This window comes from Rahnella laticis, from assembly GCF_015644585.1.
Lineage (GTDB): Bacteria > Pseudomonadota > Gammaproteobacteria > Enterobacterales > Enterobacteriaceae > Rahnella > Rahnella laticis.
This window is the reverse complement of sequence record NZ_JADOBI010000012.1, coordinates 15232-40909: the sequence shown is the minus strand read 5'-3', so window position 1 is coordinate 40909 and position 25678 is coordinate 15232. Positions and strand designations below refer to the sequence as shown.

Genomic DNA, 25678 nt, shown 5'->3' with positions numbered 1-25678 from the left:
AAATCACGCCGTAAGGAGAGGTGGAAAACCGCGTATCTGTTCGCGCGGTTTGTAACCCGAGTGAAGGGAACCGCGCAGCGGCGGGATTTTGCGGCATTAGCCGGTGTGCCTGAAACATAGTCAGCCAGCGATAGCGCGCAGTTAAAAAAGCGCAGAGTCCAGAGACCCGCGCGTTACCGGGTCTTTGGTCGGTGTGGGCCGACGCCCACGACCTTGAAGTTGAAGTTGAAGTTGAAGTTGAATTTAACTCCCAACTCCCCCGGTTGCCTCAACCGCCTTCGCCACATATATCTCCCGCAATTTCCCGGTAATCTCCCCCGGTTTCCCATCTCCGATCGCCTTCCCGTTCAGGCTCACCACCGGCCAGATAAAGGTTGTGGCGGAACTGATGAAAATTTCCCGCGCAGACTGCGCCTCTTCCAGCGTGAACGGACGTTCTTCGAATCGCAAATCGTTTTGTTTCGCCAGTTCGAGTAATGCCTGACGCGTGATCCCGTGCAAAATGTGCGTGCTAAGCGGACGGGTGATCAGCGTGCCGTCGGCATCGACGATCCAGGCATTGCTGGAACTGGCTTCAGTGATCAGGCCGTTTTCGACCAGCAGCGCGTCGTCCGCATCATGTTTATGCGCGTACTCTTTGGCGAGGCACGGGGCTAACAGCCCGACGGTTTTGATGTCGCGACGCTGCCAGCGGATATCATCCACGGAAACCATGCGGATGCCGGTTTTGGATTTCGGATGATCAATAAGCGGACGGGCCTGCGTGAACATCAGGAAAGTCGGGCTGACAGTTTCGCCGGGAAAATCAAAGTCACGGTCGCCGCTGTTTCCACGGCTGATTTGCAGATAAACCGCCCCTTCGCGCAAATTGTTTTCGGCGATGAGCCGGTTTTGCAGGATTTCGATTTCCCCCGGCGCGCAAGGTAACCGCAGATCCAGCGCCTGACACGACCGCACCAGCCGGGCCAGATGGGCGGCGTTATCCAGCAACCGGCCATTCAGGACGGCGCTCACTTCGTACACCGCATCCGCAAATAAGAAACCGCGGTCAAAGACAGACACCTTCGCATCCTGCTCGGCAACAAACTCCCCGTTGAGGTATACCGTTCTGGTCATGTTATTTTTCCTGGCCAAATTGAAATAGGATTTTTATTAGCTTACCTGAGTCACAGGAATAAACTGCGTGAAAACTGAACGGGCGATGTTGACATAACGCAGGTTTCTGGTCTCCGGCGCATAAAAAAAGCGCTCCGTTGAGCGCTTTTCGGAAAGTCACCCGAAGGTGTCACATTTCGCCTTTCTTCTTTTTATTGCGGATCACCAGCCAGCTGATCAGCGCCATCACCACACCAATAAAGATGAACCAGATGCCGAGCATCAGCTGCGGCGCCATTTCACCCGGCGGGGTTTCAGGGCTGCCCACAATCAGGCCGTGAAGCGTGGCGACAACGCCGATTACCAGTAAAATCAGGCTGTTGCGTAATAAACGACGGGCGACAGTCATAGGTTGTCTTGGAGTGGCCATCAGTGCGTCCTTGAGCAAAAAAATAATGATAAGGGCGCATAATAGCGCCCCTGATTTTTATGTCAAAACAGACTGCTCACAACTTCAGCCAGTTTTCAGCGACGGTTGCGCACCAGCTGGTAGCGACGGGTGAGATATTCCACCGGCGCGCTCCAGATATGCACCAGACGGCAGAACGGGAACAGCAGGAATAACGTCATACCGAGCACCAGATGCACGCGGAAAATAAACGCTACGCCGTCCAGATGTGCGGCCGCACCGCCGTGGAAAGTCACCACGGACTGCGCCCAGCCGACCAGTTTCATCATTTCGCTGCCGTCCATATGCTGGGCGGAGAACGGAATGGTGCCAAGGCCGAGCGCGCACTGGATCACCAGTAGCGCGATGATCATGATGTCGCCGAAGCTGGATGCTGCACGTACGCGCTCATTGCTCAGACGACGCCAGAGCAGCATGCCGCCGCCGACTAAGGTCATCACGCCACACGCGCCACCGGCAAACATCGCCATTTGCTGTTTCACCGGCACCGGCAGGAAGGATTCGTACATCCAGTGCGGCGTCAGCATCCCGAAGGCGTGACCGGCGATAATGCCGAGAATGCCGACGTGGAAGAGCGGTGAAGCGATGCGTAAGGTTTTTTTCTCCAGCAACTGGCTGGAGCCCGCGCGCCAGCTGTACTGACCGTAGTCATAGCGCAACCAGCTGCCGACGAGAAAGACCGTGCCGCACAGGTACGGATAAATATTGAAGAAAAAGTTGTTGAGGAATTCAGTCATTTGCGTGGTTCCCCCGCATTCGTGTCATCAAGGTTCAGATACTGTGGCGCAACCGCACCGGCGAAATGTTTCTGGCGCGCAGCTTCTTCACCGCCCGCACAGCTTTGCTCGCCGAGGAATTTGATTTGCTCTTCTTCCCAGACCGCGTCCAGCGCAGCCGGGGTATCGTCACGCGCTTCCTGTTTAATCCCTTCGCGCACGTTTTCCGTGGCGATGTCGCTGCCGGAAAGCGCCAGCAGCAGATCAAACAGCTCCGCATAATGGCTGTCGCGTTCCTGCAAACGGGCGCTCAGCAGCGCCAGAATCGGTGCGATATCACGCAGGCCGCCACGGGCTTCCTGTTCATCACGCGTGGTCAGATATTCCAGATAAAGCGGCAGGTAATCCGGCAGCTCGCGGCTGTCGATTTCCAGACCGGCTTCGCGGTACTGTCCCATCAGATCAACCATCGCCTGCCCGCGGTCACGGGATTCGCCATGAACGTGTTCAAACAGCAGCAGTGAGGTGGCGCGGCCACGGTCAAATAAACCGGTGTACGCCGACTGTGCGTCGAGTAAATCTTTCTGGCAGAAATCCGTGATGTACAGCGCCAGATCCAGGCGCTGTTCAGGGTTAAGTTCCGGCGACGTGGTCACGGCTTCAAGCAGTTCCATCTTGTGCGTCCAGAGATCTTCCGACGGATAATCCAGCAATAAACCAATCAGTCGTAAACTGTTCATTAGCCTTTCCTTTCGGTTTTCGCGCCAATGTCGATGGCATCGATGCGTTTGCTGTTAAACAGGTTGAATTTGGTATCGCTGCCGTGGCAACCGTCGCCAAAGCTGAAACCACAGCCCTTCGCTTCCGGGAACGCTTCGCGCGCCTGTTCGCGGTGGCTTGATGGCACAACGAAACGGTCTTCGTAGTTAGCAATCGCCAGATAGCGGTACATTTCTTCCGCCTGGGCAGCCGTCAGCCCGACCTGCTCCAGCGCGCTGGTATCCACCACGCCTTCCACGCTTTCTGCACGTTTGAAATGGCGCATGGCCAGCATACGTTTCAGGGCGCGCAGCACCGGCGCGGTATCGCCCGCGGTCAGCAGATTCGCCAGATATTCCACCGGAATACGCAGGCTTTCGACGTCCGGCAACACACCGCTGTGCGGCAATGCGCCCGCGTCGGCGGCGGACTGAATCGGTGACAGTGGTGGCACATACCAGACCATCGGCAGCGTGCGGTATTCCGGGTGCAGAGGCAGCGCCAGCTTCCACTCAATCGCCATTTTGTAAACCGGTGACTGACGCGCGGCGTCCATCACGGAGAGCGGAATGCCGTCGATCTCAGCCTGCGCAATCACTTCCGGATCGTTCGGATCCAGGAAAATGCTCATCTGACTTTCGTACAGGTCTTTTTCGTTTTCTACCGAGGCGGCTTCTGCAATACGGTCGGCGTCATACAACACCACGCCGAGGTAGCGGATGCGGCCTACGCAGGTTTCGGAACAGACCGTTGGCTGGCCGGCTTCGATGCGCGGATAACAGAAAATACATTTTTCTGATTTGCCGCTTTTCCAGTTGAAGTAGATTTTTTTGTACGGGCAGCCGGTCAGGCACATGCGCCAGCCGCGGCATTTGTCCTGATCAATCAGCACGATGCCGTCTTCGCCGCGTTTATAAATCGCACCGCTCGGACAGGTCGCCACGCACGCCGGGTTCAGGCAGTGTTCGCACAAACGTGGCAGGTACGCCATGAAGGTGTTTTCGAACTCGCCGTACATTTCTTTCTGCATATTGGCAAAGTTCTGGTCGGCAGAACGCTTGCTGAACTCGGTGCCTAAATCGTCTTCCCAGTTCGGGCCGCCGACGATTTTCTTCATGCGTTTGCCGGTCAGCAGGGAGCGCGGACGCGCCACCGGCTGATGTTTACCGTCTTTCGCGGTGTGCAGATGCTGATAATCGAAATCAAACGGTTCGTAATAATCGTCAATTTCCGGCATATGCGGGTTGGCGAAAATCTTATGCAGCAGGTTGGCTTTGTTGCCCATACGCGGCTGCAATTTGCCGTTGATTTTACGGATCCAGCCGCCCTTCCATTTTTCCTGATTTTCCCAGTCGTGCGGATAACCCAGGCCCGGTTTGGTTTCGACGTTATTGAACCACGCGTATTCCATCCCTTCGCGGCTGGTCCAGACGTTTTTACAGGTCACAGAACAGGTGTGGCAGCCAATGCATTTGTCGAGGTTCAGCACCATGCCGACTTGTGAACGAATTTTCATTGGGCTTTCTCCTGACCTTTTTTAGGGAGCACTGCGGCCTGCACGTAATCGTTACCTTCATCGTCTAACCAGTCGATGCGGTTCATTTTGCGAACAATCACGAACTCATCGCGGTTAGAACCGACGGTGCCGTAATAGTTGAAACCGTAAGACAGCTGCGCGTAACCGCCGATCATGTGCGTCGGTTTCGGACAAACGCGGGTCACGGAGTTGTGAATACCGCCGCGCTGCTGGCTGATTTCGGAGCCCGGAATGTTCACGATACGTTCCTGCGCGTGATACATCATGGTCATCCCTGCCGGTACGCGCTGGCTGACCACCGCACGGGCGCTCAGTGAGCCGTTGGCGTTGAAAGCTTCAATCCAGTCGTTGTCTTCGATACCCAGTTTTGTCGCATCGTCTTCACTGAGCCAGACAATCGGGCCGCCGCGACCTAAGGTCAGCATCAGCAGGTTGTCGCTGTAGGTGGAGTGAATGCCCCATTTCTGGTGCGGCGTCAGGAAGTTCAGCGCCATTTCCGGGTTACCGTTCGGTTTCGCATTCAGCAACGGCTGCGCCGCGCGGGTGTCGATTGGCGGACGGTAAACCAGCAGGCTTTCACCGAAGGCACGCATCCATTCGTGATCCTGATAAATCTGCTGACGGCCTGACAGCGTGCGCCATGGGATCAGCTCATGCACGTTGGTGTAACAGGCGTTGTAAGAAACGTGTTCGTCTTCCAGACCAGACCAGGTCGGGCTGGAGATGATTTTGCGCGGCTGAGCCTGAATATCGCGGAAGCGGATTTTCTCGTCTTCTTTATTGAGCGCCAGATGCGTGTGGTCGCGGCCGGTGTTGGCACTCAGCGCCGCCCAGGCTTTCACGGCAACCTGACCGTTGGTTTCCGGTGCCAGCGTCAGGATCACTTCGGCCGCGTCGATGGCCGTTTCGATGCACGGACGCCCTTTCGCTGCGCCATCGGCCTTGGTGTAGTTCAGCTTTTTCAGCAGCTCAACTTCACTGTCGGTGTTCCAGCTGATGCCTTTACCGCCATTACCGAGTTTTTCCAGCAAGGGTCCGACTGAGGTGAAACGTTCGTACGTATTCGGATAATCGCGTTCAACGGTCATCAGATGCGGCGCGGTGCGTCCCGGGATCAGGTCGCATTCGCCTTTTTTCCAGTCTTCCACGCCCAGCGGCTGCGCCAGTTCGGCGGCAGAATCGTGCTGGATTGGCAGCGTGACCACGTCGGTTTCCACGCCCAGATGCCCGACGCACACCCGTGAGAACTCTTTGGCGATGCCTTTGTAGATTTCCCAGTCACTTTTAGAATCCCACGCCGGATCCACCGCCGCAGACAGCGGATGAATAAACGGATGCATATCCGAGGTATTCATGTCGTCTTTTTCATACCAGGTTGCGGTCGGCAGAACGATGTCGGAATACAGACAGGTGCTGGACATACGGAAATCGAGTGTCACCACCAGATCCAGTTTGCCTTCACCGCCCTGCGCCTGCCATTCGACTTCTTCCGGCATCACGCCGCCCTGAATGCCCAAATCTTCTCCCTGAATACCGTGTTCGGTGCCCAGCAGATATTTCAGCATGTACTCGTGGCCTTTACCGGAAGAACCCAGCAGGTTAGAGCGCCAGACGAACAGGTTACGCGGGAAGTTCTGCGGATTGTCCGGTTGCTCCGCGGCGAAACGCACGCTGCCGTCTTTCAGGGCTGCGACGGTGAAATCTGCCGGAGACTGACCGGCGGCTTTCGCCTGTTCCGCGATGTGCAGCGGGTTAACGTTGAGCTGCGGCGCAGACGGCAACCAGCCCATACGTTCGGCGCGCACGTTGAAATCAATCATGCTGCCGGTGAATTTGGATTTATCCGTCAGCGGGGACAACAGTTCCTGCGGCGCGACGGTTTCATAACGCCACTGGCTGGAGTGGTTATAGAAGAACGAGGTGCTGTTCATGTGGCGTGGCGGACGCTGCCAGTCGAGGCCAAACGCCAGCGGCTGCCAGCCGGTTTGCGGACGCAGTTTTTCCTGACCGACGTAGTGAGCCCAGCCGCCGCCGCTCTGACCGACACAACCGCAGAAAATCAGCATGTTGATCAGGCCACGGTAGTTCATGTCGAGGTGATACCAGTGGTTCATCCCGGCACCCACGATAATCATCGAACGACCGTGAGTTTTGTTGGCGTTATCGGCAAATTCGTTAGCGATACGCACGATGTTTTGCTGCGAAACGCCGGTGATTTTTTCTGCCCAGGCTGGCGTGTAGGCTTTGATTTCGTCAAAGCTTTGCGCGCAGTTTTCATCATTCAGGCCACGTTCGATGCCGTAGTTCGCCAGCGTCAGGTCATAAACGCTCGCCACCAGACCGGTGGTGCCGTCCGCCAGTTGAAGGCGTTTCACCGGCAGTTTGTGCATCAGAATTTCATCCAGCGCCACGCTGTTGAAATGTTCGCTGACTTCGCCTCCGAAGTACGGATAACCAACGTTCACGACTTCATCGTGATTATCCAGCAGGCTCAGTTGCAGGCTGACGTCTTTATGGTCTTTGCCTTCGCGTGATTCCAGATTCCACTGGCCTTTTTCGCCCCAGCGGTAACCGATAGAACCCAGCGGAGAAACCAGCTCGCCGGTGTTTTCATCAAAGGCGATGGTTTTCCACTGCGGGTTGTTTTCCTGCCCGAGGTTGTCCACCAGATCGGACGCACGCAGCATACGGCCTGCGGCATAAGAGCCGTCTTCGCGCGGTTCGAGCATCACCAGCATCGGCATGTCGGTGTAACGGCGCACGTAGTCGGTGAAATACTGGCTTGGCGCGTCAACGTGGAAGGATTTGAGGATCACATGGCCCATTGCCAGCGCCAGCGCGCTGTCGGTGCCTTGTTTTGGTGCCAGCCACTGGTCGCACAGTTTGGCGATTTCAGCGTAGTCCGGGGTGATCGCCACCGTTTTGGTGCCTTTGTAGCGCACTTCGGTGAAGAAGTGGGCGTCCGGCGTACGGGTCTGCGGAACGTTGGAACCCCAGGCAATAATATAAGAAGAGTTGTACCAGTCAGCGGATTCCGGCACGTCGGTCTGCTCGCCCCAGGTCATCGGCGAAGCCGGTGGCAAATCGCAATACCAGTCGTAGAAGCTCAGACACACGCCGCCAATCAGCGACAGATAACGCGCGCCGGACGCGTAAGACACCATCGACATCGCCGGAATTGGCGAGAAACCGATAATGCGGTCAGGGCCGAAGGTTTTGGCGGTATAGACGTTGGACGCCGCAATCAGCTCATTCACTTCCTGCCAGCTCGAACGGACAAAACCGCCGCGTCCGCGCGCCGCTTTGTATTCTTTGGCTTTTTCAGGCTGATTAACAATCGAACCCCAGGCATCCACCGGATCGCTGTAGGTCAGTTTGGCTTCGCGCCACAGCTGAATCAGCTTTTTGCGCATCAGCGGATATTTCAGGCGGTTGGCGCTGTAGAGATACCAGGAATAGCTGGCACCGCGCGGGCAGCCACGGGGTTCGTGGTTCGGGAGGTCCGGACGGGTTCGCGGATAATCGGTCTGCTGGGTTTCCCAGGTGACCAGGCCGTTTTTGACGTAAATCTTCCAGCTGCATGAACCGGTGCAGTTAACACCGTGCGTGGAACGGACCACTTTGTCGTGCTGCCAGCGGCTGCGGTAGCCGTCTTCCCAGTCACGATTGGTATTCAGCGTCTGGCCGTGGCCGTCAGCGAAAGGTTCAGCTAACTGTTTGAAATAGCGAAACCGGTCAAGAAACTTGCTCATCCGGGACTCTCCTGTGCAAAGGCCTGAGGCGCTTTGTCATTATGTGAATGGCGGGGAATACAACTTCATTGCTCAAAGTAGCCTCAGGGTATTCACGCGCGGGGGCGTGCTACTTGATTGCGATCAACGCCCCGCCGTCATGTAAATATTTATACAGCGAGAAATACCCCCAAAGAGGTACTCTTTGGTTTTTGTATAATTCATTGATTATTAATAAATAAAATTAATAACTTTGGGAAATCAGTCAACTTTGAGGCCGGACTGGAAAATTGGGGGTAAGGCGCGGGGAATATGACAGAATTGTGAAATTAGCAGTCCGGTTATTGTATTTATCCGGATTGCTGGCGTAATGGGGACACCTGTTTTTAGCCACCAGAACCTCTTCATGCAGACAGAAAAACCCGCCGTACTTAATTTCAACGATGAAGTGACCGGTATGATTTACGGCTTCGTTTTTCGCCCCGACAGGCAACCCGAACGCGTTTCTTCCAAACAGGTGCAGGAGGCCTATCAGGAAATCTGTCACGACAAAGGATTTGTCTGGATCCACGTCAATCTCAACCACGCCATGTCAGAAAAATGGCTGAAAAAACACTTCGCCGTCGGCGAGGTTTTCTTTGAAGAAATCCGCGAAGGGTCGCGCAGTACGCGCATAGAGCGGCTTGATGACACCCTGCTGGCCGTGCTCAACGACGTCATTTTTCACCCCAACGAAACCAGCGATGAATCCTCGACGCTGTGGCTCAGTTGCCATCAGCAACTGGTGGTGACGGCGCGGCATAAACCGGTGAGGCTCATCGAGCGTTTGTTTAAACGGCTGGAAACGCTGAACATCGGTTCGCCGACCGCGCTGCTGGTGCATCTGCTGGAAGAACAGGAAGATTTGCTGGAACAGATCGTACGCCGCGCCAATCAGTACGTGGACACCATCGAAGAGCGTCTGCTGAGCCATCACGTCAAAAAGAACCGCGCCAATCTGGGGCGTTTACGGCGGATGCTTTTGCGCTTCCAGCGTTTACTCGCCCCGGAACCGACGGCGCTTTTCCGCCTGCTCAACCGCCCTCCGGCCTGGATTGCGCCCGGCGTGGTGCAGGATTTACGTCAGTTTGCCGAAGAGTTTTCCGTTGTACTCAATGACCTGATTGCGCTGACCGAGCGTATCCGCCTGCTTCAGGAAGAGATCACTTCGCGCCAGATGGAACAAAGCAACCGGACGCTGTATGTGCTGACTGTCATTACCGTGCTGGCGTTGCCCATCAACATTGTGGCGGGCTTTTTCGGCATGAACGTGGGAGGAATTCCGCTCGCCGGCAATCACCACGGTTTTATCCTGCTGGTGGTGATTGTCGGGTTATTCACCCTGCTTGCGGGCTGGTACGCGTTTAAACGCCGCGACGACGGTTAGCTGATGGCGCGGTTACAGGAAGTCTTTGGCTTTATTAAGCAATGCGGCTTTGGTGATCACGCCCAGCAAACGGCGTGATTCGGCGTTTTCCAGCACCGGCAGGCGTTCGAGCGGTGAATTGCTGAACATCGCCCAGGCCTGTTCGTAACTGGCGTGCTGGAAGAGCGTGGTAAATTCCTGTTCGATAAACGGATCAATCGCGCTGCCGGCTTTCAGGCTGCCGTCAATAATCCCGCTGGCGACCACGTTGGTCGGCACCACGCCGAGAAAACGCTCTTCTCTGTCCACCACGTACACATAGCGCGTGCGCTGTTTCAGCCCTTCACTCACCACTTCCGAAAGCGTGGCGTCGACGTACATTTTTGAGCACGGCGTAATCAGCGAGGCCACCGTGCTGTATTCAAACGCATTTTTGGCGGCAAAGCGCGCGTTGTGCCGCGCCAGCACCGGATAGGTTCCGCCCACTTTCAGCCGCGAGGCGACCACGTAAGAAATCGCCGTTGCCAGCATCAGCGGGAATAACAGCGAACTGTTGAGCGTCATTTCAAACGCCATCATGATCGACATCAGCGGCGCATGGCTGGTCGCCGCCAGCAGTGCGCTCATGCCGATGGCGGCATATAACCCGACAGGACCGGGATCAAACCCCAGCCATTGCAGAAAAGTACACACCAGCGCCCCGCCCGCCGCGCCGATCAGCAGCGACGGCGTAAACAAACCGCCGACCGCACCGGAACCGATAGTGATCGCCGTCGCCACGATTTTCAGCACCAGCAACACCAGCAGCGGCGTCTGTAAATCGCCGTTATTGAGGATCAAATCGATCACTTCAAAACCGTTTCCCAGCACCAGCGGCGAGATCATCGCCACCAGCCCGACGCCCAGCCCCCCCAGCCCGAGGCGCAGCGCCGGATGCGAAATGGGTTTCATCCAGTCGCGGACTTTATCGATGGATGAAATGAATAACGGCCCGAGAATGCCCGTCGCCACACCGATAAACAGCACCGTGAAAATCGCGCCAAACGACGGGCTGAACGACACGGAAGAATACAGATAAAGCGGTGCGTAATCGGTCAGGGAACGCACGGTCAGCACCGCCACCGACGCGGAAATAAACAGCGGGATCAGCCGCTGAACGGCAGTCACGCCAAACGCGATTTCGGCCACAAACAACGCACCCGCGAAAGGCGCGTGATACACCGCCGCCAGCCCGCCCGCGGCGGCCATGGCAATAATGTCGGACTGATGAACGCCCTGAAAACGCGAGAACCGCCCGAGCAGACTGCCGCTCAGCGCGGAAAGCTGCACCATCGCGCCTTCACGCCCGATAGAACCGCCGCTGGCAATACTCGCCAGTGACGAGAACCCGCGCAGCAGTGTGCTGACCACCGGGATCCCCGGTAAACGCCGGTCAATCACATCGAGATAATCCGGCATCTTGCCGTGCTTGCTTTCGTGGCGCAGCGCCCACAGCAAAATGAATCCGGCAATCACACCGCCCGCCGTGGTGATCACCGGCCAGACTATTCGCGGGTATTCGCTGAACGCTTTGGTGATATCGCCGCCGTCGGTAAACATCAGACCGTTGATGCCGGAAATCGCCCCACGAAACGCAATAGTGACCAGCGCGGCGACAATCCCGGCGGGAATGGCAATCAGCAAATTAATCAGGTCGCTCTTTTGCAGGGTTTCAAGATTGAGGGCTTTCAGGCTCATAGGGTCTCAGTGGTCTGAACATTGGCGGGCTAAGAGTATCAATTTACAACGAAACGGTGAAATTTTTGGTTTTCACGCGCTTTGCTTTCTGAACGTCGGGATCCACAATCCGGTGAATATCTGCCAGAACGTGATGGGATAAACGGACATCCGCTCGATAAGCCCGGTGGGCAGAATGTCGAACGAGATTGTCACCATACTGATCAGCCCGGTACAGCCCAGCGCCAGGCTGAAAAGTGAAAATGCCCGCCATCCTGTACTGTGCAATTTCATCCAGCCCGCTGACAGCAAACACACATTGCCGCCCGCAATCGCCAGCACCGCGCCCGCCTGATGAACCGTCACGCCGCCCGTACTGCCACCGCTGTGGAACAGTGCAATCAGCACGCCGCCGATGGCATGCAGAAAGCCTGAAAAGAGAAATACGTGGCGACCCGGAGCGCTGAATAACGGGCGTAGCAGCCAGCAAGCTATAAAGAACAGAATGCCTTCTGCCGCAAAACCGGCGTTCATCACGTTATGCAGCGGTGAGCAAATGTCGCGCCCGTCGGGCGTCATGCCACACGAGGCAATACCCAAATCGCTGATGTAATTATGCAGATAAGAATAGGAAGGATCCTGCCAGCCCGTGGAACTGATTTTTTCCGCCAGTAAATACAGAATTCCGCCGAGGGCGAAGCACACCGCGCCGGTTTTTTGCCATATCAGGTTGATTTGCATTGAAGCCTTAAGACTTTCGGGGAATGAGATAATACTAGGACAAAAGAGCTTCAGGCTTCGCATTTTTAAAGCTTAATGGCGCGCTCAAAATCCTGCTGAACGGAGCGGCCCCGAGACTTCAGGCTTGGGGACCGAGAGAAGGCAGCGCGGAGCGCCAGGATTTGCGCCACTCACAAATGCAAAGGAACATGTCCGTCGTGATGGTGGTAACGCGGAGTAAAAAAGCGTGGAGGAATCCAAAGGAGGAAAAGCACTTTCCTCCTTTGGTCGGTTTCGACCATTGTTGCCGAGTAATCACCGTTCGTGCGAAACCGAAATTTTCACAATATTCAGGAACACGGGATCATAAGGCCCCCCTTATTCCTTCGTCACTGTATCCAGATACAACTGGCTCCCCGCCACGTTCTGGCTTGCGCCTTTCACGTTATCGCGGATGGCCACCAGCAATTTGCTTTGCAGCGCCACCACAAACGGCGAGTTCTTTTGCAGTTCGCGTTGTAAACCGGCGTACAGCGCTTTGCGTTTGGTCGGATCAGATTCCGCCGCTGCGGCACGCGTTTGTTTACTGATTTCCGGGATCACCCACTGAATACGTTGCGCCAGCGTTTTCGGGCCGTTTGGCACGTTATAAGCGAAGGTGCTGGCGTTAGTGTTCGGGTCGAGGTAATCCGCGCCCCAGTAGGTGAAGATCGACTGGAATTTATGCGCACGCATGCGGGTCAGCACGTCGCTTTCCACCAGCGGATGCACCACTAAATTGACATCCGCTTTGGCAAAACTGGCCTGCAATGCCTGCGCAATATCTGAATACGGCGGCTGGTTGATCACGATTAAATCGATTTTGGTGCCCGGCGCAATCCCGCCTTTGCTCAGAATCGCTTTGGCTTTGGCGACATCGTATTTAAACGGCTGATCGTCAATCGCGCCCGCCAGACCGTCCGGCAGGAAAGTCTGATGAATACCGTACTGGCCTTTCAGCAGGTCGGTCGAAATCCCCTGATAATCGACCAGCCAGCGTGCCGCTTCCCACAGCGCAGGGTTTGCCAGCGCGGGTTGTGTGGTATCGCCCACGTTAAACGCCAGATAGAACACTTTGGCCGCCGGGAATTGCGCCACATGAACGCCCTTCTCTTTTTGCAGCGAGCTGAACTGATCCGCCCCCAAATCGTAAGCCACGTCCGCATCGCCATTCAGCACCAGCAGACGGCGCGTTGACGGATCGCCCACATTTTTAAACAGCACATTCTCAATCTTCGCCAGCGGTTTGGCATTCGGGTTACGTTTGAAGATCAGTGCTTCGTGCGGCACATAGTTACGCACTTCAAACGCGCCGCTGCCCGCAGAGCGTGAACGCAGCCAGCTGTTGCCGAAATCATTCTGATCGACGTGCTCTTTCAGCAATTTGCTGTCCACAATCCCGGCGACCGGCGCGGAAAGAATGCTCAGCACCAGCCCGCTGCCGATATCGGCCGGCCAGCTAAGCTGCACTTTGTCGTCCGCGATTTTTTTCAGATTGCCGTCCACGTTATCCGGCGTCCAGCCCAGTTCACCGAGAATAAACGACGGGCTTTTATTGAGTTTCACCACGCGGGTAAACGAATAAATCACATCGTCGGCCGTCACCGGATTGCCGCTGGAAAATTTCTGGCCAGGCTTGAGGGTGAAGATCAGACTGTGCGCGTCCGGCCCCGGCTGCCAGCTGGCAGCGGCGTCCGGGTCGAGCTTATCGGGATGCTGCCGGTCGGACTGCACCAGTTGCTGATAAAGGTTAACCAGATTGCCGGAGCTGACGGTTTCAAAACTTTCCGCCGGATCGAGGCTGATAATGCCTTCAAGCGAACCCGCAACGACCAGCGTATCTTTTGGCGTCGCCGCATCCACGCGGGTCACGGCCATCATCAGCAGGAATAACAGGGAAGGAACACGTACTTTCATTGAGGTCGATCTCCACAGGTGAAAAGACAGTTTTTTCGAGTGTAGAGGGGCAACGTCAAGGCCAGAACCATGAAATAAAGCTATGTATTTTAATAAAATAGATTAAGAAGACTTAAACAGACTTGATGAGAAAAAACAGCAGGACGGATTTTGCTCCTTCCCCTCTCACGAGGGGAAGGCCGGGATGGGGTGTTGGTTTTAGCTGCTCAGTTGCCTGCTAAACCCCCTCCCGACCTCCCCCTTCGCAGGGGGAGGAGCAAGGCGGCTCAAGCTTCAGCTCAACACATACCCCTTCGCCATATGCACCGCGCGATCACACATATGATCAATCACATCCGCATCGTGGCTCACCAATATCATGGTCAGATCGCTGTTCGCTTTCAGGTCATTGAGAAGATTGAGGATTTCCGCCTGTACCGACATGTCCAGCGCGGAGGTCGGTTCATCGAGCAGCAGCAGTTTGGGTTTGAGCAACAGCGCACGCACAATCGCCACGCGCTGACGCTGGCCGCCGGAAAGCTGGTGCGGATAGCGGTTCATCAGCGCCGGATCCAGCCCTACCTGACGGAAACCTTCGGCAATTTTCTGTTCGATATCCTGCTCTTTGAGGATTTTCAGCGGCTCCGCCAGCGTGCGCAGCAGCTTATGTTTCGGGTGCAGCGAGGCATACGGATCCTGAAATACCATCTGCACATCGCGGCGCAGACTGCCGGTAAAGGGTTTGCCCGGTTTCACTTTGTGATCCAGCAGCGTCAGGCTGCCATCCCAGTTGCCGTTCAGCCCGGCGAGCACCCACAGTAAAGAGGATTTACCGCAGCCGGACGGCCCGACCAGACCGAAACATTCGCCTTTGTTAATCGTCAGGCTGACGTTATGCACCACGGTACGCACTTCGTAACCCTGACGGTGCGAAACGCTCAGCTTGTCCAGTTCCGCAACAATTTCAGTCATGGCGAGGTTCCTTTTTCAGTGACGCCAGCAGTGCGCGATCCAGCACCGGCAGGCGTTCTCCGTGCGTAAATTTGCTCGGACGGCATGACCACAGCGTATGCGTATACGGATGCGTGGCCTGCGCCAGCTGGTCTGCCGGCAGTTCATCCAGCAACTCGCCTTTGTACATCACCAGTACGCGCTCGCAGTGGTGCGCAACCTGTTGCAGGTCGTGGCTGATAAGAATCAGTCCCATATTGCGCTGTTCCACCAGCCGTTCAATCAGCCCGAGAACCTGTTCGCGCATGTCGAAATCCAGCGCAGACGTGGGTTCATCGGCAATCAGCCATTGCGGATCGTTGATCAGCGCAATCGCCAGCATCACGCGCTGGCCCATCCCGCCGGAAAGCTGATGCGGATATTGTTGTTGTAGGAAGGCCGGATTTGGCAGGCCGACGGCGTTCAGCATATCGGCGACTTTTTCCTGCCGCTCTTTGCGGCCAAGGCGCGTATGCAGGCGCAGCGGTTCTTCCACCTGTTTGCCGATTTTCTGCGTCGGATTCAGCGCGTGTTTCGGATCCTGCATGACCATCGACACACGGTTCCCGCGAAGACGGCTCCACTCGCGTTCTTTCAGCGTGGTCAGATCATGGTCACCGAGCGTCAGCTCAGAAGCGCGCAGCTTGCACGGGTGCGGCAGTAATCCCATCAGGGCACGCGCGGTCAGGGATTTACCGGACCCCGATTCCCCCACCAGCGCCACACGTTCCTGCCCGACGCTGAATGAGAGCGATTTCACCAGTTCCAGCGGGCGTTCACCCGGCAGATAAATGGTGAGATCTTTCGCCGTCAGCCGGTCGGTATGTTGCGTCTTCTGTTGATTGTGTTGCTGATGAAGCGTTTGAGCATCAGTTGCCATGTCGTGGATCCATTTTGTCACGCAGGCCGTCGCCCAGCAGGTTGAAAGCCAGACTTGCAAACAGAATTGCGCCACCCGGCGCAGCCGCTACCCACCACTGGTCGAAAATCACTTTACTGCCTTCGGCAACCATCGAACCCCATTCGGCGGTCGGTGGCTGAATGCCCATACCGAGGAAACCCAGACCGGCAGACGCCAGAATGATGCCGCCGAGGCTGAGCGCCGCACGCACGACCGCGCTGGGCAGACACAGCGGCAGAATATGGCCGAACATCAGACGCAAACCGCCGATGCCCTGCATTCTCGCCGCCGCCAGATAATCACTACGACGCAGCGCCAGCGTTTCCGCCCGCGCCTGACGCGCAAACGGCGGCCAGCTGGTGAAGGCCAGCGCCAGCGCGCCGTTCATCAGCCCCGGCCCCATAATAGCGACAAGTGCCAGTGCCATGACGAGACTCGGCAATGACATCACGATGTCAGTCAGTCGCATCAGAATGCGCTCGTACCAGCCGCCGATGTAACCGGCGCTGATGCCGATGAGCAGCCCCACCGGAATGGTCAGGATCAGGATGAGCGACACCAGCAGCAGCGTCGGACGCGCGCCGTAAATCACGCGGGAAAGCAGGTCGCGGCCAAAGCCGTCCGTGCCCAGCCAGTGCGCGCCGGACGGCGGCAGCAGGCGTAATTCGATGTGCTGAATATTGGGATCAAAAGGCGCAAGCAGCGGTGCGAGCAGCGCGGTCAGCACCAGAATCGCCACCAGCACCAGGCCGACCGAGAGCGCAGTGATGCGGCGCGCGGGCTTCCAGACGTTAGCCCCGGCGTCAACCTGCGCCGGTTGTTCAGGGATCATTTGTTGAGTCATAAGCGAAAACTACCGGGTCCGCGGATCGAGCAAATAAGTAAGGGCGTCAGCCAGCGCATTGAGCAGCACGAAACAGGTGCCGATCAGCAATGTAGCGCCGAGAATGGCCGGGGTATCCGCCGCAAACAGCGCAGTGGTCAGGTAACGTCCGACGCCCGGCCAGGCAAACACCGTTTCCGTCAGTACCGCCCCTTCCAGCAGGCTGGCATAGGACAAGGTGAGCACAGTAATCAGCGTACCCAGCACGTTCGGAAAGACGTGGCATAGCAACACGCGCACCCTGCCCGCGCCTTTTGAGCGCGCAAGAATCACGTATTCTTTGTTCATTTCGCCCAGCATGGACGCACGCAAAAGGCGCGTAATCCCGGCCATCGACAGCATCGCCAGCACCGTCACCGGTAACCATAAATGGCTGATCGCGTTGTAGAACATGTCACGGTCGCCGGAAAGCCAGGTATCAATCAGCACAAAACCGGTGCGCGGCGTCATGGTGTACATGTACAAATCGTCGAGCCGTCCGGGGCCGCCCGCCCAGTGCAGCACGGCGTAAAACAGCAGCAGGCCGAGCAGACTTAACCAGAAAATCGGCACGGAATAACCGAGCAGCGAAACAAACCGGGCAATGTTATCCAGCCAGCTTCCGGGTTTCCACACGGCCAGCAGCGCCAGCAAAATTCCCAGCGTTCCCCCCAGCAAGATGGAACAGGTTGCCAGTTCTACCGTCGCCGGAAAGGTACGCATCAGATCGCTGGCGACCGGCTGCGCGGTGATACGGGAAATCCCCATATCGCCATGCGCGAGGTGATCCAGATACTTGGCGAACTGCACGGGAACCGACTGATCCAGCCCCAGATCGCGACGAACCTGCGCGTAGGTGGCTTCACTGGCGTGATCGCCCGCGACCTGCAACGTCGGGTCAATCGGGGCGAGATGGGAAAGCGTAAAGGTGAACGCCAGCAAACCGAGCAACGTCAGCGCCAGCGAAATCACGCCGGTCAGCAAACGGCCTGACCAGCGCCAACCCTGCCGGACGAATCCGGCGGGCGTTGAACTGTCTGTCATTACTTAGTGACCTTGCTGTAGAAGACCATGTCCGGGTTGATGCCCTGAACATATCCTTTAATGTTGTCACGCACGGCAATCAGGCTTTTCGCCTGCAAACCCACGACAAACGGTGAGTTTTTCTGCACTTCGAGTTGCAGCTGACGGTAATCCGCCACGCGTTTTGCCTGATCGGGCTCTGCAATAGCGGCCAGCGTCAGTTTGTTCAGCGCAGGAATCGACCAGTTAGCACGCCATGCCAGCGTTTTGCTGCCATCTTCAGGGTTGAACGCAAACGCAGAGGCATTGGTGTTCGGGTCAAAGTAATCCGGGCCCCACGAAGACATGTAGGCGTCGTAATCGTGTGCTTTCACTTTGGTAGAAATCTGCTGGCTTAAGCCCGGATCCAGTTTCACGGTCACGCCGCCCTGCGCAAAGCTGGCCTGCAAGGCCTGCGCGATGTCCAGATACGGTGGCTGGTTGGACGTGGAGAGCGTAAAGCTCACATTCGTCAGACCCGCTTTAGCCAGAATCGCTTTGGCTTTGGCCGGATCATAGGTGTACGGCGTGTCATTTACCGCGCCGAGGTAACCTTCCGGCAGGAATGCCTGATGCACCTGGAACTGATTTTTCATCAGATCATGTGCGATATGATTGTAGTCAAACAGGTAACGTGCCGCTTCCCAGAAAGCCGGATTGCCCAGCGCCGGAGAGGCTTTGGCGTTAAATTGCAGGAAATACAAGGAAGCATAAGGGATCGCCAGCGGCTTCACGCCCTTCTTGCCTTCGAGCGCGGCCATCTGGTCAGAACCGAGGTTACGCGCAATATCGGCATCACCCTGTTCAATCAGCAGGCGGCGTGCAGCCGGATCCGGCACGTTTTTAATCAGAATGGTTTTCAGCTTCGGCGCGCCTTCCGGTGAGGTCGGGTTCGCGGAAAGAATCACCACTTCATGCGGAATATAGTTACGGATCTGGTACGGGCCGGAACCGGCGGAATGGTTGCTCAGCCACTGGTGACCGAGATCGTCAGCGGCGGCATTGGTTTTCACCAGTTTGCTGTCAACGATGGAAGACACCGGCGCAGACAGCAGGCTCAGCACGAATGACGGGCTGACATCGGCGGTCCAGCTGATTTTGACGTGATGATCATCGATTTTAGTCAGGAAGGTATCGACGTTTTTGTCGGTCCAGCCCAGCTGCGTCAGGATGAATGAAGGCTCAAGGTTCAGCTTCACCACGCGCGACAGCGAGAAAATAACGTCATCGGCGGTCAGCGGATTACCGCTGGCAAACACCGCTTTTGGCGACAGTGTAAACGTCAGGCTGCGGTTGTCTTTCGCCGCTTCCCACGAGGTCGCCAGCGTCGGTTTTAAATCGATAGGATTATTCGGGTCTGACTGCACCAGACGCTGATAAATACTGTTGAAAGCCTGAATCGTCGTCAGCTCAAAACCCTGAGCCGGGTCAAAACTGGAGGTGTCATCAATGGATTGCGCAATAACCAGGGTGTCCGGCGGCGTGGCAGCCTGCACAGAGAAAGTAGCCGCAATAGCCGTAAACAGGACGGACGGTAATAAAGCTTTCATCAAGAAACACTCTCCAATGTAGCGAAATTGCTAACGTCTTATTAGTGTAAAGTTTCTTCAACCTACCAGAAAGTCTGATAAATACTATCGTTATGCATATTTCGCATAACGTTATCTGATTGGTTATTAATGAGTCAGGACGGGCGTTGACCGGGGATTGTTACTGAACAAAATACGGGAAAAAACTCCCTTCCCCGATACAGGAAAGGGAGTGAGTCAAAATCAGAAGTCGTAGGTCGCGGAGAGCTTAAATTCACGCGGGTCGCCCTGCGTCAGATAACCGCCCGTCGCGGATGCCCAGTATTTCTCGTTGGTGACGTTTTCCAGATTGGCACGCCATGTCAGCGTGTTCTGGCCGACCGGCATCACGTAACGCAAACCGAGATCCAGACGCGTCCAGCCGTCCACTTTCAGGCTGTTTTCTTCATCGGCATATTGCGACCCGGAGCGGATCACTTTGCCGAGCGCCGTCACACCGCTGCCGCCGGGAATATCCCATTCGCCGCCAAGCACCCACTGGTAACGCGGAATACCCACCGCATCTTTGCCGTTGTAAGCGCCGTCCTGCGTTTGGGTCATTTCCGGGTTCATCCAGGTCACGCTGCCGTTCAGACGCACGCCCAGCACCGGTTCGCCAAATACGTTCAGCTCTACGCCACGGTTACGGACTTCACCGTAGGTGCCGTATTCATAGGTGTCGCCGGTGGCGCGGTACATGCCGACCGGTTTCTTAATCTGATAAAGAGACAATGTGCCCGCGACGCGGCCAAAGTCGGTTTTTACGCCAACTTCATCCTGTTTGGAGGTTTCAATGCCGGACGCCTGACCGCCATTGGTGACAACTTTGCCGTTGTACGTGGTGCCTGACACCTCACCGGCCTGCAAGGCTTCGATGTGATTCGCGTAGAAGGAAACGTGTTCCCACGGTTTCACCACAAGGCCAAAAGCTGGCGTGACTTTCATCTGCTCAAAGGAGTCAGTTTCGGTGCCGGTGTAGCTGTAATCCTTCACGATGACGTTCTGGCGGCGCAGACCGGCAATCAGTTGCAGACGGTCGTCGAGCATCGATAAGGTATCGGAAACCGACACGCCGACGTTCTGGACACGGTTGCGCAGCGCCGGATCGCCCATGCTGCCGCCCGCATACAAAGTGGCCGGAGAGCTGGCGTCAACCGGATCATAAATATTGGTATTAATCGACGATGCCGACATGGTGTACGCGGTTTTGTATTTACGGTACACGCTCGACATGCCCAGATTCACGCTGTGGCTGATAAAGCCGGTGTCGAATTTGCCGCGAACGCCCGCCTGCGTGGCAACGCTGTCAGAGACGTAAGGCACGGTGAGGCGCCCCATCGTGGCGTTGCCGTTGTCATCTTTCAGCGTCGGAGAGCTGTAGTTACCGTATTCACGGTCATGGTTCATACCGACCGCGCCGTAAACGGTCCAGTCGTCTGCCACGTCGTATTCGGCTTTCAGCATACCGAATTCATTTTCCAGATTACTGGAAGCAAAATCCTGCCCGTAGTTTTTGGTCGCTGAAGGCGCATCCGGCACTTTGGTCGCATTGCCCAGATAGACAACCGGACGCCCGCCGTGAACAGTCTGTTTAGTCACGCCGAAATCAAAGGAAGAGCGGAAACGATCGCCGCGATAATCGAGGCCAATCGAGCCCATGGTCAGGCGGCGATGTTCGTCATTAACAGCCGTTTCGCCTTCACGGTTCACGGCGTTGACGCGCACGCCCCACTGGTTGTTATCACCAAAACGACGACCGACATCCACCGCGCCGCCCACCTGAGAAGATGAGGTGTAATCGACAGTCACGCGGTTGATTGGCGTATCCGTGGCGCGTTTGGGTTCAATGTTGACGTTACCGCCCACGCCCGTGCCGCCCGGCGGTACGCCGTTAAGAAAGGCGCTGGAGCCTTTAAGCAGCTCCACGCGCTCGGCCAGTTCCATCGGCACCAGCTGGCGCGGCAATACGCCGTACAGGCCGCCGTAGGAAATGTCCTCGCCGTCTAACGCAAACCCGCGGATGTTGAAGGTTTCCGCGTAGTTTCCGTAGCCATAACCGGTCTGAACGCTGGCGTCGTTATTAAGCACATCACCGAGCGTGCGGCTTTGCTGGTCCTGAATCAGTTTGTTGGTGAAACTGATGACGTTGAACGGCACATTCATGGCGTCCTGCTGGCCCAGAACGCCGAGACGCCCGCCGTTGGCGACGTCGCCGTCAAGATAGGCCGGCACCGGTGTCTCGCCGCCCGCTTTAAAATCGGTCTGTGCGGCAGTGACGGTAATGGTGTCGCCGGTTTTAGACGACGCCGTATTAACAGCGTCAGCCGCAGGTGTTGTTGTTGTGGCCGCATGTGCAGGCAGCGTAACCGCCGCCAGTGCGGCAGAGATCACCACTGGCAGCAACTTACGGGCGAAAACAGGCGTGTGAAAAATTTCACGTTGAGCGCGCATTGAGGATTCCCTGAAAAGTTCAATCGATAATGAGAATAATTATTAAAACCATTCGGATTATGCTCAGGTGTTTTGCAAATGCAACCGACTTTTCGTTAAAAAATCATAGTAAACAGGATGTTAATGGGGGTTTTCAGTATCATAGGGAAATCATAACAGCAGGAAACTAAGGCTAATCGTTTGAATTCAGGAAGATAAAAATAACGGCGGAGAAAGGAAACGCTGCGCAGGGAGCCTGCACAGCGGAAAAGCGTGTTTCAGGAAAAATCAGCTCAGGCCGGGAACATCAAAGCCGGGTGAAACCGACAGCAACATTCTCACCTGTTTAACCAGCTCGCTCATGCAGTCATCGCGCATGCCGTAATTATTCAGCTCTTTTTCCAGCGCAAACAGATATTGCGCGTTGGTGCCCAGCGGTCCGCTGGCCTGTGCAATCAGCGGCGCGATAACCTGATAGTCAGTGTCAGCTTCGTACTGCGGGTGCGACGGATCCATAATAAACACCAGCGCGGTGACTTTGCGTCCGTCGTCGAGCTCAAGCTCACACCACGTCGGACGGTAGCAGCCGGTCACCATTTCACGTTTCCACAGCAGCTCAAGCTCTTCATGCAGTTTGTCTTCCGGCAGACGGAACGCCAGACCGGTGGTCTTTCCGCCGTCGCGCAGCGCCAGCATACGGCCCGGCTGGGCATGGGTTCCGCGCCCGGAAGTCAGACGTAAACAGAATGCACGGTGATAACCATGCAGTGTGGCAGGACGCGCCTCTTCGGAATCAAAGACCGGGTTCCACATCAGTGAACCGTAGCCAAAAATCCACACCGGGCTGTTGTCGGGGCGACGCGCCAGAGCACAACCTAATGAGGCGGCGCGTTGTTCAGGGGTCAGTAGCATCGATTCGTCGATATTACCGAATGCTGTTTTACAATCTGCGTTACGCAGGAAATCTCGAGTTAACATTCATTCCCCCTTCTGTACCACTTACTTTTGAACATGCCATGCTGTTAACGCTGTGTTCTCCGCTGTCGTGGGTGCGAGTTATACCTGTTATCGGACAAGCCCGGCATTTTGCTGAGGCCGCCGTTTAAATTTTTAGGAAATTTAGTATTCCCGTGTTTGTTGAAACCTTATTCGTTTCTGTCGTTGCAATCAAGGTTGCGGGGGATCACAAAACGAAAATAAAGTGATTATTTTATGAACATTGTAAGAATGTTGACTTTTTGAGGTGTCATTTATCGTGATCGACCTTTTTTATACGGTTCATCTTCGCCACTGAATTGTTTGTTGCTGTCATTACGTGCGCAGCCGGCGCGCAATAATCACGACGGCTGCTACCCTCTGGGTATCGCGCCGGAAGAAGCTGTTTTTTAAATTCTTCAGGGCCAAAAATGTGAAAATTCACATCATAACCCTGTGGGTATGGCGATGATTTACATAAACTGACGCATTCGCGTCATTAAAAACATAACAACACATAACTCACTGTAATTTATAAATTTAAAATATTAACAATCAAAGTTAAGTAAAGAAAAAACCACAGTTAATGCAAATTATTTACCTGTAAACACTGATTAAGTGATTTTATTATGACTAACATCAATTATTTTCTGTTAACAGATTAATTTATCTACTATACTTAATGAGTTACATCTTTATGCTGCTATGCATTTTACTGACAACCGGGGACAGGCGGTTGTTACTTCGTGAGTGTTTATAAGGAGAATAATCATCATGGTGTCGTCACAGGAACATCCAAAAATCAAAACCCGCCATCAGGAATACTCCCTGATTTTCCCTATTGCCGCCCTGATTGTTCTCGTCCTCTGGGGCAACAGCAGTAACTTCGCCTCCGTCGTTGGCATCAATTTAATTGCGCTGGTCGGTATTCTCGCCAGCGCATTCAGCGTTGTGCGTCACGCCGACGTCCTGGCTCACCGCTTAGGTGAACCCTACGGCTCGCTCATCCTCAGCCTTTCAGTGGTCATCCTCGAAGTCAGTCTGATTTCGGCCCTGATGGCAACCGGTGACGCCGCGCCCGCGCTGATGCGTGACACATTATTCTCCATCATCATGATCGTGACCGCCGGTCTGGTGGGCGTCGCCCTGCTGCTGGGTGGCCGTAAATTTGCGACGCAATACGTCAATCTGGGCGGCATTAAACAGTATCTGATGGCGATTTTCCCGCTGGCGGTGATCGTGCTGGTTCTGCCCGCCGCCTTACCGGGCGGTAATTTCAGCACGCCGCAGGCGCTGTTTGTCGCGGTGATTTCCTCCGCCATGTACGGCGTATTCCTGCTGATTCAGACCAAAACGCACCAGAGCCTGTTTATCTATGAACATGAAGATGAAGGCGAAGAAGACGGCCACGGAAAGCCTTCTTCAAAAAGCAATCTGACGCACACACTGTGGTTGCTGGTGCATCTGGTGCTGGTTATTGCCGTCACCAAATTCAACGCCAATCCGCTGGAAAGCCTGCTGACTGAACTGAACGCACCTGCGCAGTTCACCGGTTTCCTGGTGGCACTGCTGATTCTTTCCCCTGAAGGTTTGGGTGCGTTAAAAGCGGTACTGAAAAATCAGGTTCAGCGCGCCATGAATCTGTTCTTCGGTTCGGTGCTGGCGACTATCTCCCTGACCGTTCCGGCGGTGACCGTTATCGCCACCCTGACCGGCCAGAACTTAATTTTCGGGCTGGATCCGGCGAACATCGTGGTCATGCTGTCGGTGCTGATTTTGTGCCAGATTTCCTTCTCGACCGGCCGTACTAATGTCCTGAACGGCACGGCGCATCTGGCATTATTCTGCGCTTATATGATGATTATTATGTTGTAGTCTGATTATTGTGTTGTAGAAAGTTATCACCGCAGGCAACACCCATAAGAAAGGCCGCTCACAAGAGCGGCCTTTTTCATTATGTGATGCATTGTGATGGGAATGAGGTTAATTACGAATAGGCATTCAGCGTTCTCTGGCACAATTCAGAGCGGACGCAGTCCTGTTTATCAAACTTAATGATGCCGACCATCTCGTCTTCTTCGAAGCGGGATAGTGCATCGCTGAGCCCCGATACAACTCCACGTGGTAAATCACACTGGGTAATATCACCGTTAACTATAACCGTCACGTTTTCACCGAGACGCGTCAGGAACATTTTCATCTGACTGGCCGTGACATTCTGGGCTTCATCCAGAATAACCACCGCATTTTCGAAAGTACGCCCGCGCATATAAGCGAATGGCGCAATTTCAACCTTCCCTATTTCCGGCCGCAAACAATATTGCAGGAAGGAAGACCCCAGACGACGTAACAGAATGTCGTAGACCGGACGGAAATAAGGTGCAAATTTCTCTGATATATCGCCGGGCAGGAAACCGAGATCTTCATCGGCCTGGAGAACCGGACGGGTAACAATAATCCTGTCGATTTCTTTGTGAATTAATGCCTCTGCCGCTTTCGCAGCGCTGATAAATGTTTTGCCGCAGCCTGCTTCGCCGGTAGCAAAAATTAACTGCTTATTCTCTATGGCTGATAAGTAATGACCCTGAGCTTCAGTACGCGCTTCGATGACGGACGTGTCGCGGGTGTCGCGAGCCATTCCAATCGATTCCAAACCGCCCATCTGTACTAATGACGTCACAGATTCTTCCTCGCGCTGGCGGTGACTGCGTGAATCATTACGAATTACACGTTTTGCTTCACGACGAGCTTTGATCACTGCTTTCTGTCTTCCCATAGTGGCACCTTACAGTTTGATTCACTTAACG

General features: G+C 55.3%; 19 protein-coding genes. 2 read left to right on the top strand and 17 right to left on the bottom strand.

Translation table 11 applies throughout. The features are described from left to right. Window positions 1-243: 243 nt before the first annotated feature. The 6 genes from IV433_RS21205 to IV433_RS21180 all read right to left on the bottom strand — a co-directional run bounded on the left by IV433_RS21205 (window position 244) and on the right by IV433_RS21180 (window position 8328). A complete protein-coding gene (locus tag IV433_RS21205) occupies window positions 244-1116 on the bottom strand; it encodes a D-amino-acid transaminase (RefSeq protein WP_195815804.1) in 873 nt (290 codons plus the stop codon). 169 nt (window positions 1117-1285) lie between these two features. After that, window positions 1286-1525, bottom strand: coding sequence for a hypothetical protein (locus IV433_RS21200; protein WP_152327018.1), 240 nt, complete (start codon window positions 1523-1525; stop codon window positions 1286-1288). A gap of 95 nt (window positions 1526-1620) precedes the next feature. After that, entirely contained in the window at window positions 1621-2301 is a 681-nt protein-coding gene (gene narI, locus IV433_RS21195) for a respiratory nitrate reductase subunit gamma (protein WP_195815803.1), read from the bottom strand. Next, complete coding sequence (narJ, locus tag IV433_RS21190) at window positions 2298-3020, bottom strand: nitrate reductase molybdenum cofactor assembly chaperone (protein WP_195815802.1); 723 nt, start codon at window positions 3018-3020, stop codon at window positions 2298-2300. Before narJ ends, narI begins: the two co-directional genes overlap by 4 nt. After that, window positions 3020-4555, bottom strand: a complete 1536-nt coding sequence (gene narH / locus IV433_RS21185) for a nitrate reductase subunit beta (protein ID WP_101076686.1) — start codon at window positions 4553-4555, stop codon at window positions 3020-3022. Before narH ends, narJ begins: the two co-directional genes overlap by 1 nt. Then, window positions 4552-8328: a nitrate reductase subunit alpha gene (locus IV433_RS21180; RefSeq protein WP_195815801.1), complete on the bottom strand. Its 3777-nt coding sequence runs from the start codon at window positions 8326-8328 to the stop codon at window positions 4552-4554. The genes narH and IV433_RS21180 overlap by 4 nt, the downstream gene beginning before the upstream one ends. Before the next feature lie 385 nt (window positions 8329-8713). On the opposite strand from IV433_RS21180, the gene IV433_RS21175 reads away from it, so the two are divergent. Further along, window positions 8714-9733 (top strand): transporter, encoded by a 1020-nt coding sequence (locus tag IV433_RS21175; RefSeq protein ID WP_195815800.1) that lies wholly within the window; start codon window positions 8714-8716, stop codon window positions 9731-9733. 12 nt (window positions 9734-9745) lie between these two features. Here the strand turns inward: IV433_RS21175 and IV433_RS21170 are convergent, their stop codons facing one another. The 10 genes from IV433_RS21170 to IV433_RS21125 form a co-directional block, all read right to left on the bottom strand. Continuing rightward, window positions 9746-11449, bottom strand: a complete 1704-nt coding sequence (locus IV433_RS21170; protein ID WP_195815799.1) for a chloride channel protein — start codon at window positions 11447-11449, stop codon at window positions 9746-9748. 72 nt (window positions 11450-11521) lie between these two features. Then, a complete protein-coding gene (locus IV433_RS21165; RefSeq protein WP_195815798.1) occupies window positions 11522-12169 on the bottom strand; it encodes a DUF998 domain-containing protein in 648 nt (215 codons plus the stop codon). 357 nt (window positions 12170-12526) lie between these two features. Next, the gene (locus IV433_RS21160; RefSeq protein WP_195815797.1) at window positions 12527-14104 is read right to left on the bottom strand and encodes an ABC transporter substrate-binding protein; all 1578 of its coding nucleotides are present in this window, start codon (window positions 14102-14104) and stop codon (window positions 12527-12529) included. A 273-nt stretch (window positions 14105-14377) separates the two neighbouring features. Then, the gene (locus IV433_RS21155) at window positions 14378-15055 is read right to left on the bottom strand and encodes an ABC transporter ATP-binding protein (protein ID WP_195815796.1); all 678 of its coding nucleotides are present in this window, start codon (window positions 15053-15055) and stop codon (window positions 14378-14380) included. Beyond that, the gene (locus IV433_RS21150; protein ID WP_229893612.1) at window positions 15048-15953 is read right to left on the bottom strand and encodes an ABC transporter ATP-binding protein; all 906 of its coding nucleotides are present in this window, start codon (window positions 15951-15953) and stop codon (window positions 15048-15050) included. Before IV433_RS21150 ends, IV433_RS21155 begins: the two co-directional genes overlap by 8 nt. Next, a complete protein-coding gene (locus IV433_RS21145) occupies window positions 15943-16806 on the bottom strand; it encodes an ABC transporter permease (protein ID WP_370530273.1) in 864 nt (287 codons plus the stop codon). The genes IV433_RS21150 and IV433_RS21145 overlap by 11 nt, the downstream gene beginning before the upstream one ends. A gap of 21 nt (window positions 16807-16827) precedes the next feature. Next, a complete protein-coding gene (locus IV433_RS21140) occupies window positions 16828-17880 on the bottom strand; it encodes an ABC transporter permease (RefSeq protein WP_152327007.1) in 1053 nt (350 codons plus the stop codon). Next, window positions 17880-19448, bottom strand: a complete 1569-nt coding sequence (locus IV433_RS21135) for an ABC transporter substrate-binding protein (protein ID WP_195815794.1) — start codon at window positions 19446-19448, stop codon at window positions 17880-17882. The genes IV433_RS21140 and IV433_RS21135 overlap by 1 nt, the downstream gene beginning before the upstream one ends. A gap of 222 nt (window positions 19449-19670) precedes the next feature. Then, a complete protein-coding gene (locus tag IV433_RS21130) occupies window positions 19671-21917 on the bottom strand; it encodes a TonB-dependent receptor (protein ID WP_195815793.1) in 2247 nt (748 codons plus the stop codon). Window positions 21918-22184: 267 nt separating this feature from the next. Beyond that, complete coding sequence (locus tag IV433_RS21125; RefSeq protein ID WP_152327004.1) at window positions 22185-22874, bottom strand: gamma-glutamylcyclotransferase; 690 nt, start codon at window positions 22872-22874, stop codon at window positions 22185-22187. Between the two features lie 771 nt (window positions 22875-23645). Here IV433_RS21125 and chaA point away from each other — a divergent pair. Continuing rightward, window positions 23646-24746, top strand: coding sequence for a sodium-potassium/proton antiporter ChaA (gene chaA, locus IV433_RS21120; RefSeq protein ID WP_195815792.1), 1101 nt, complete (start codon window positions 23646-23648; stop codon window positions 24744-24746). 112 nt (window positions 24747-24858) lie between these two features. On the opposite strand, the gene phoH is transcribed toward chaA, so the two are convergent. Continuing rightward, on the bottom strand, window positions 24859-25647 hold the full coding sequence (gene phoH, locus IV433_RS21115) for a phosphate starvation-inducible protein PhoH (RefSeq protein WP_152327001.1): 789 nt from the start codon (window positions 25645-25647) through the stop codon (window positions 24859-24861). Window positions 25648-25678 lie beyond the last annotated feature (31 nt).

What these genes read in the sequence shown, in the direction of transcription:
- IV433_RS21205 (WP_195815804.1), bottom strand. Translation starts at nt 1,116, where the DNA reads ATGACCAGAACGGTATACCTCAACGGGGAGTTTGTTGCCGAGCAGGAT.
- IV433_RS21200 (WP_152327018.1), bottom strand. Translation starts at nt 1,525, where the DNA reads ATGGCCACTCCAAGACAACCTATGACTGTCGCCCGTCGTTTATTACGC.
- narI (WP_195815803.1), bottom strand. Translation starts at nt 2,301, where the DNA reads ATGACTGAATTCCTCAACAACTTTTTCTTCAATATTTATCCGTACCTG.
- narJ (WP_195815802.1), bottom strand. Translation starts at nt 3,020, where the DNA reads ATGAACAGTTTACGACTGATTGGTTTATTGCTGGATTATCCGTCGGAA.
- narH (WP_101076686.1), bottom strand. Translation starts at nt 4,555, where the DNA reads ATGAAAATTCGTTCACAAGTCGGCATGGTGCTGAACCTCGACAAATGC.
- IV433_RS21180 (WP_195815801.1), bottom strand. Translation starts at nt 8,328, where the DNA reads ATGAGCAAGTTTCTTGACCGGTTTCGCTATTTCAAACAGTTAGCTGAA.
- IV433_RS21175 (WP_195815800.1), top strand. Translation starts at nt 8,714, where the DNA reads ATGCAGACAGAAAAACCCGCCGTACTTAATTTCAACGATGAAGTGACC.
- IV433_RS21170 (WP_195815799.1), bottom strand. Translation starts at nt 11,449, where the DNA reads ATGAGCCTGAAAGCCCTCAATCTTGAAACCCTGCAAAAGAGCGACCTG.
- IV433_RS21165 (WP_195815798.1), bottom strand. Translation starts at nt 12,169, where the DNA reads ATGCAAATCAACCTGATATGGCAAAAAACCGGCGCGGTGTGCTTCGCC.
- IV433_RS21160 (WP_195815797.1), bottom strand. Translation starts at nt 14,104, where the DNA reads ATGAAAGTACGTGTTCCTTCCCTGTTATTCCTGCTGATGATGGCCGTG.
- IV433_RS21155 (WP_195815796.1), bottom strand. Translation starts at nt 15,055, where the DNA reads ATGACTGAAATTGTTGCGGAACTGGACAAGCTGAGCGTTTCGCACCGT.
- IV433_RS21150 (WP_229893612.1), bottom strand. Translation starts at nt 15,953, where the DNA reads ATGGCAACTGATGCTCAAACGCTTCATCAGCAACACAATCAACAGAAG.
- IV433_RS21145 (WP_370530273.1), bottom strand. Translation starts at nt 16,806, where the DNA reads ATGATCCCTGAACAACCGGCGCAGGTTGACGCCGGGGCTAACGTCTGG.
- IV433_RS21140 (WP_152327007.1), bottom strand. Translation starts at nt 17,880, where the DNA reads ATGACAGACAGTTCAACGCCCGCCGGATTCGTCCGGCAGGGTTGGCGC.
- IV433_RS21135 (WP_195815794.1), bottom strand. Translation starts at nt 19,448, where the DNA reads ATGAAAGCTTTATTACCGTCCGTCCTGTTTACGGCTATTGCGGCTACT.
- IV433_RS21130 (WP_195815793.1), bottom strand. Translation starts at nt 21,917, where the DNA reads ATGCGCGCTCAACGTGAAATTTTTCACACGCCTGTTTTCGCCCGTAAG.
- IV433_RS21125 (WP_152327004.1), bottom strand. Translation starts at nt 22,874, where the DNA reads ATGTTAACTCGAGATTTCCTGCGTAACGCAGATTGTAAAACAGCATTC.
- chaA (WP_195815792.1), top strand. Translation starts at nt 23,646, where the DNA reads ATGGTGTCGTCACAGGAACATCCAAAAATCAAAACCCGCCATCAGGAA.
- phoH (WP_152327001.1), bottom strand. Translation starts at nt 25,647, where the DNA reads ATGGGAAGACAGAAAGCAGTGATCAAAGCTCGTCGTGAAGCAAAACGT.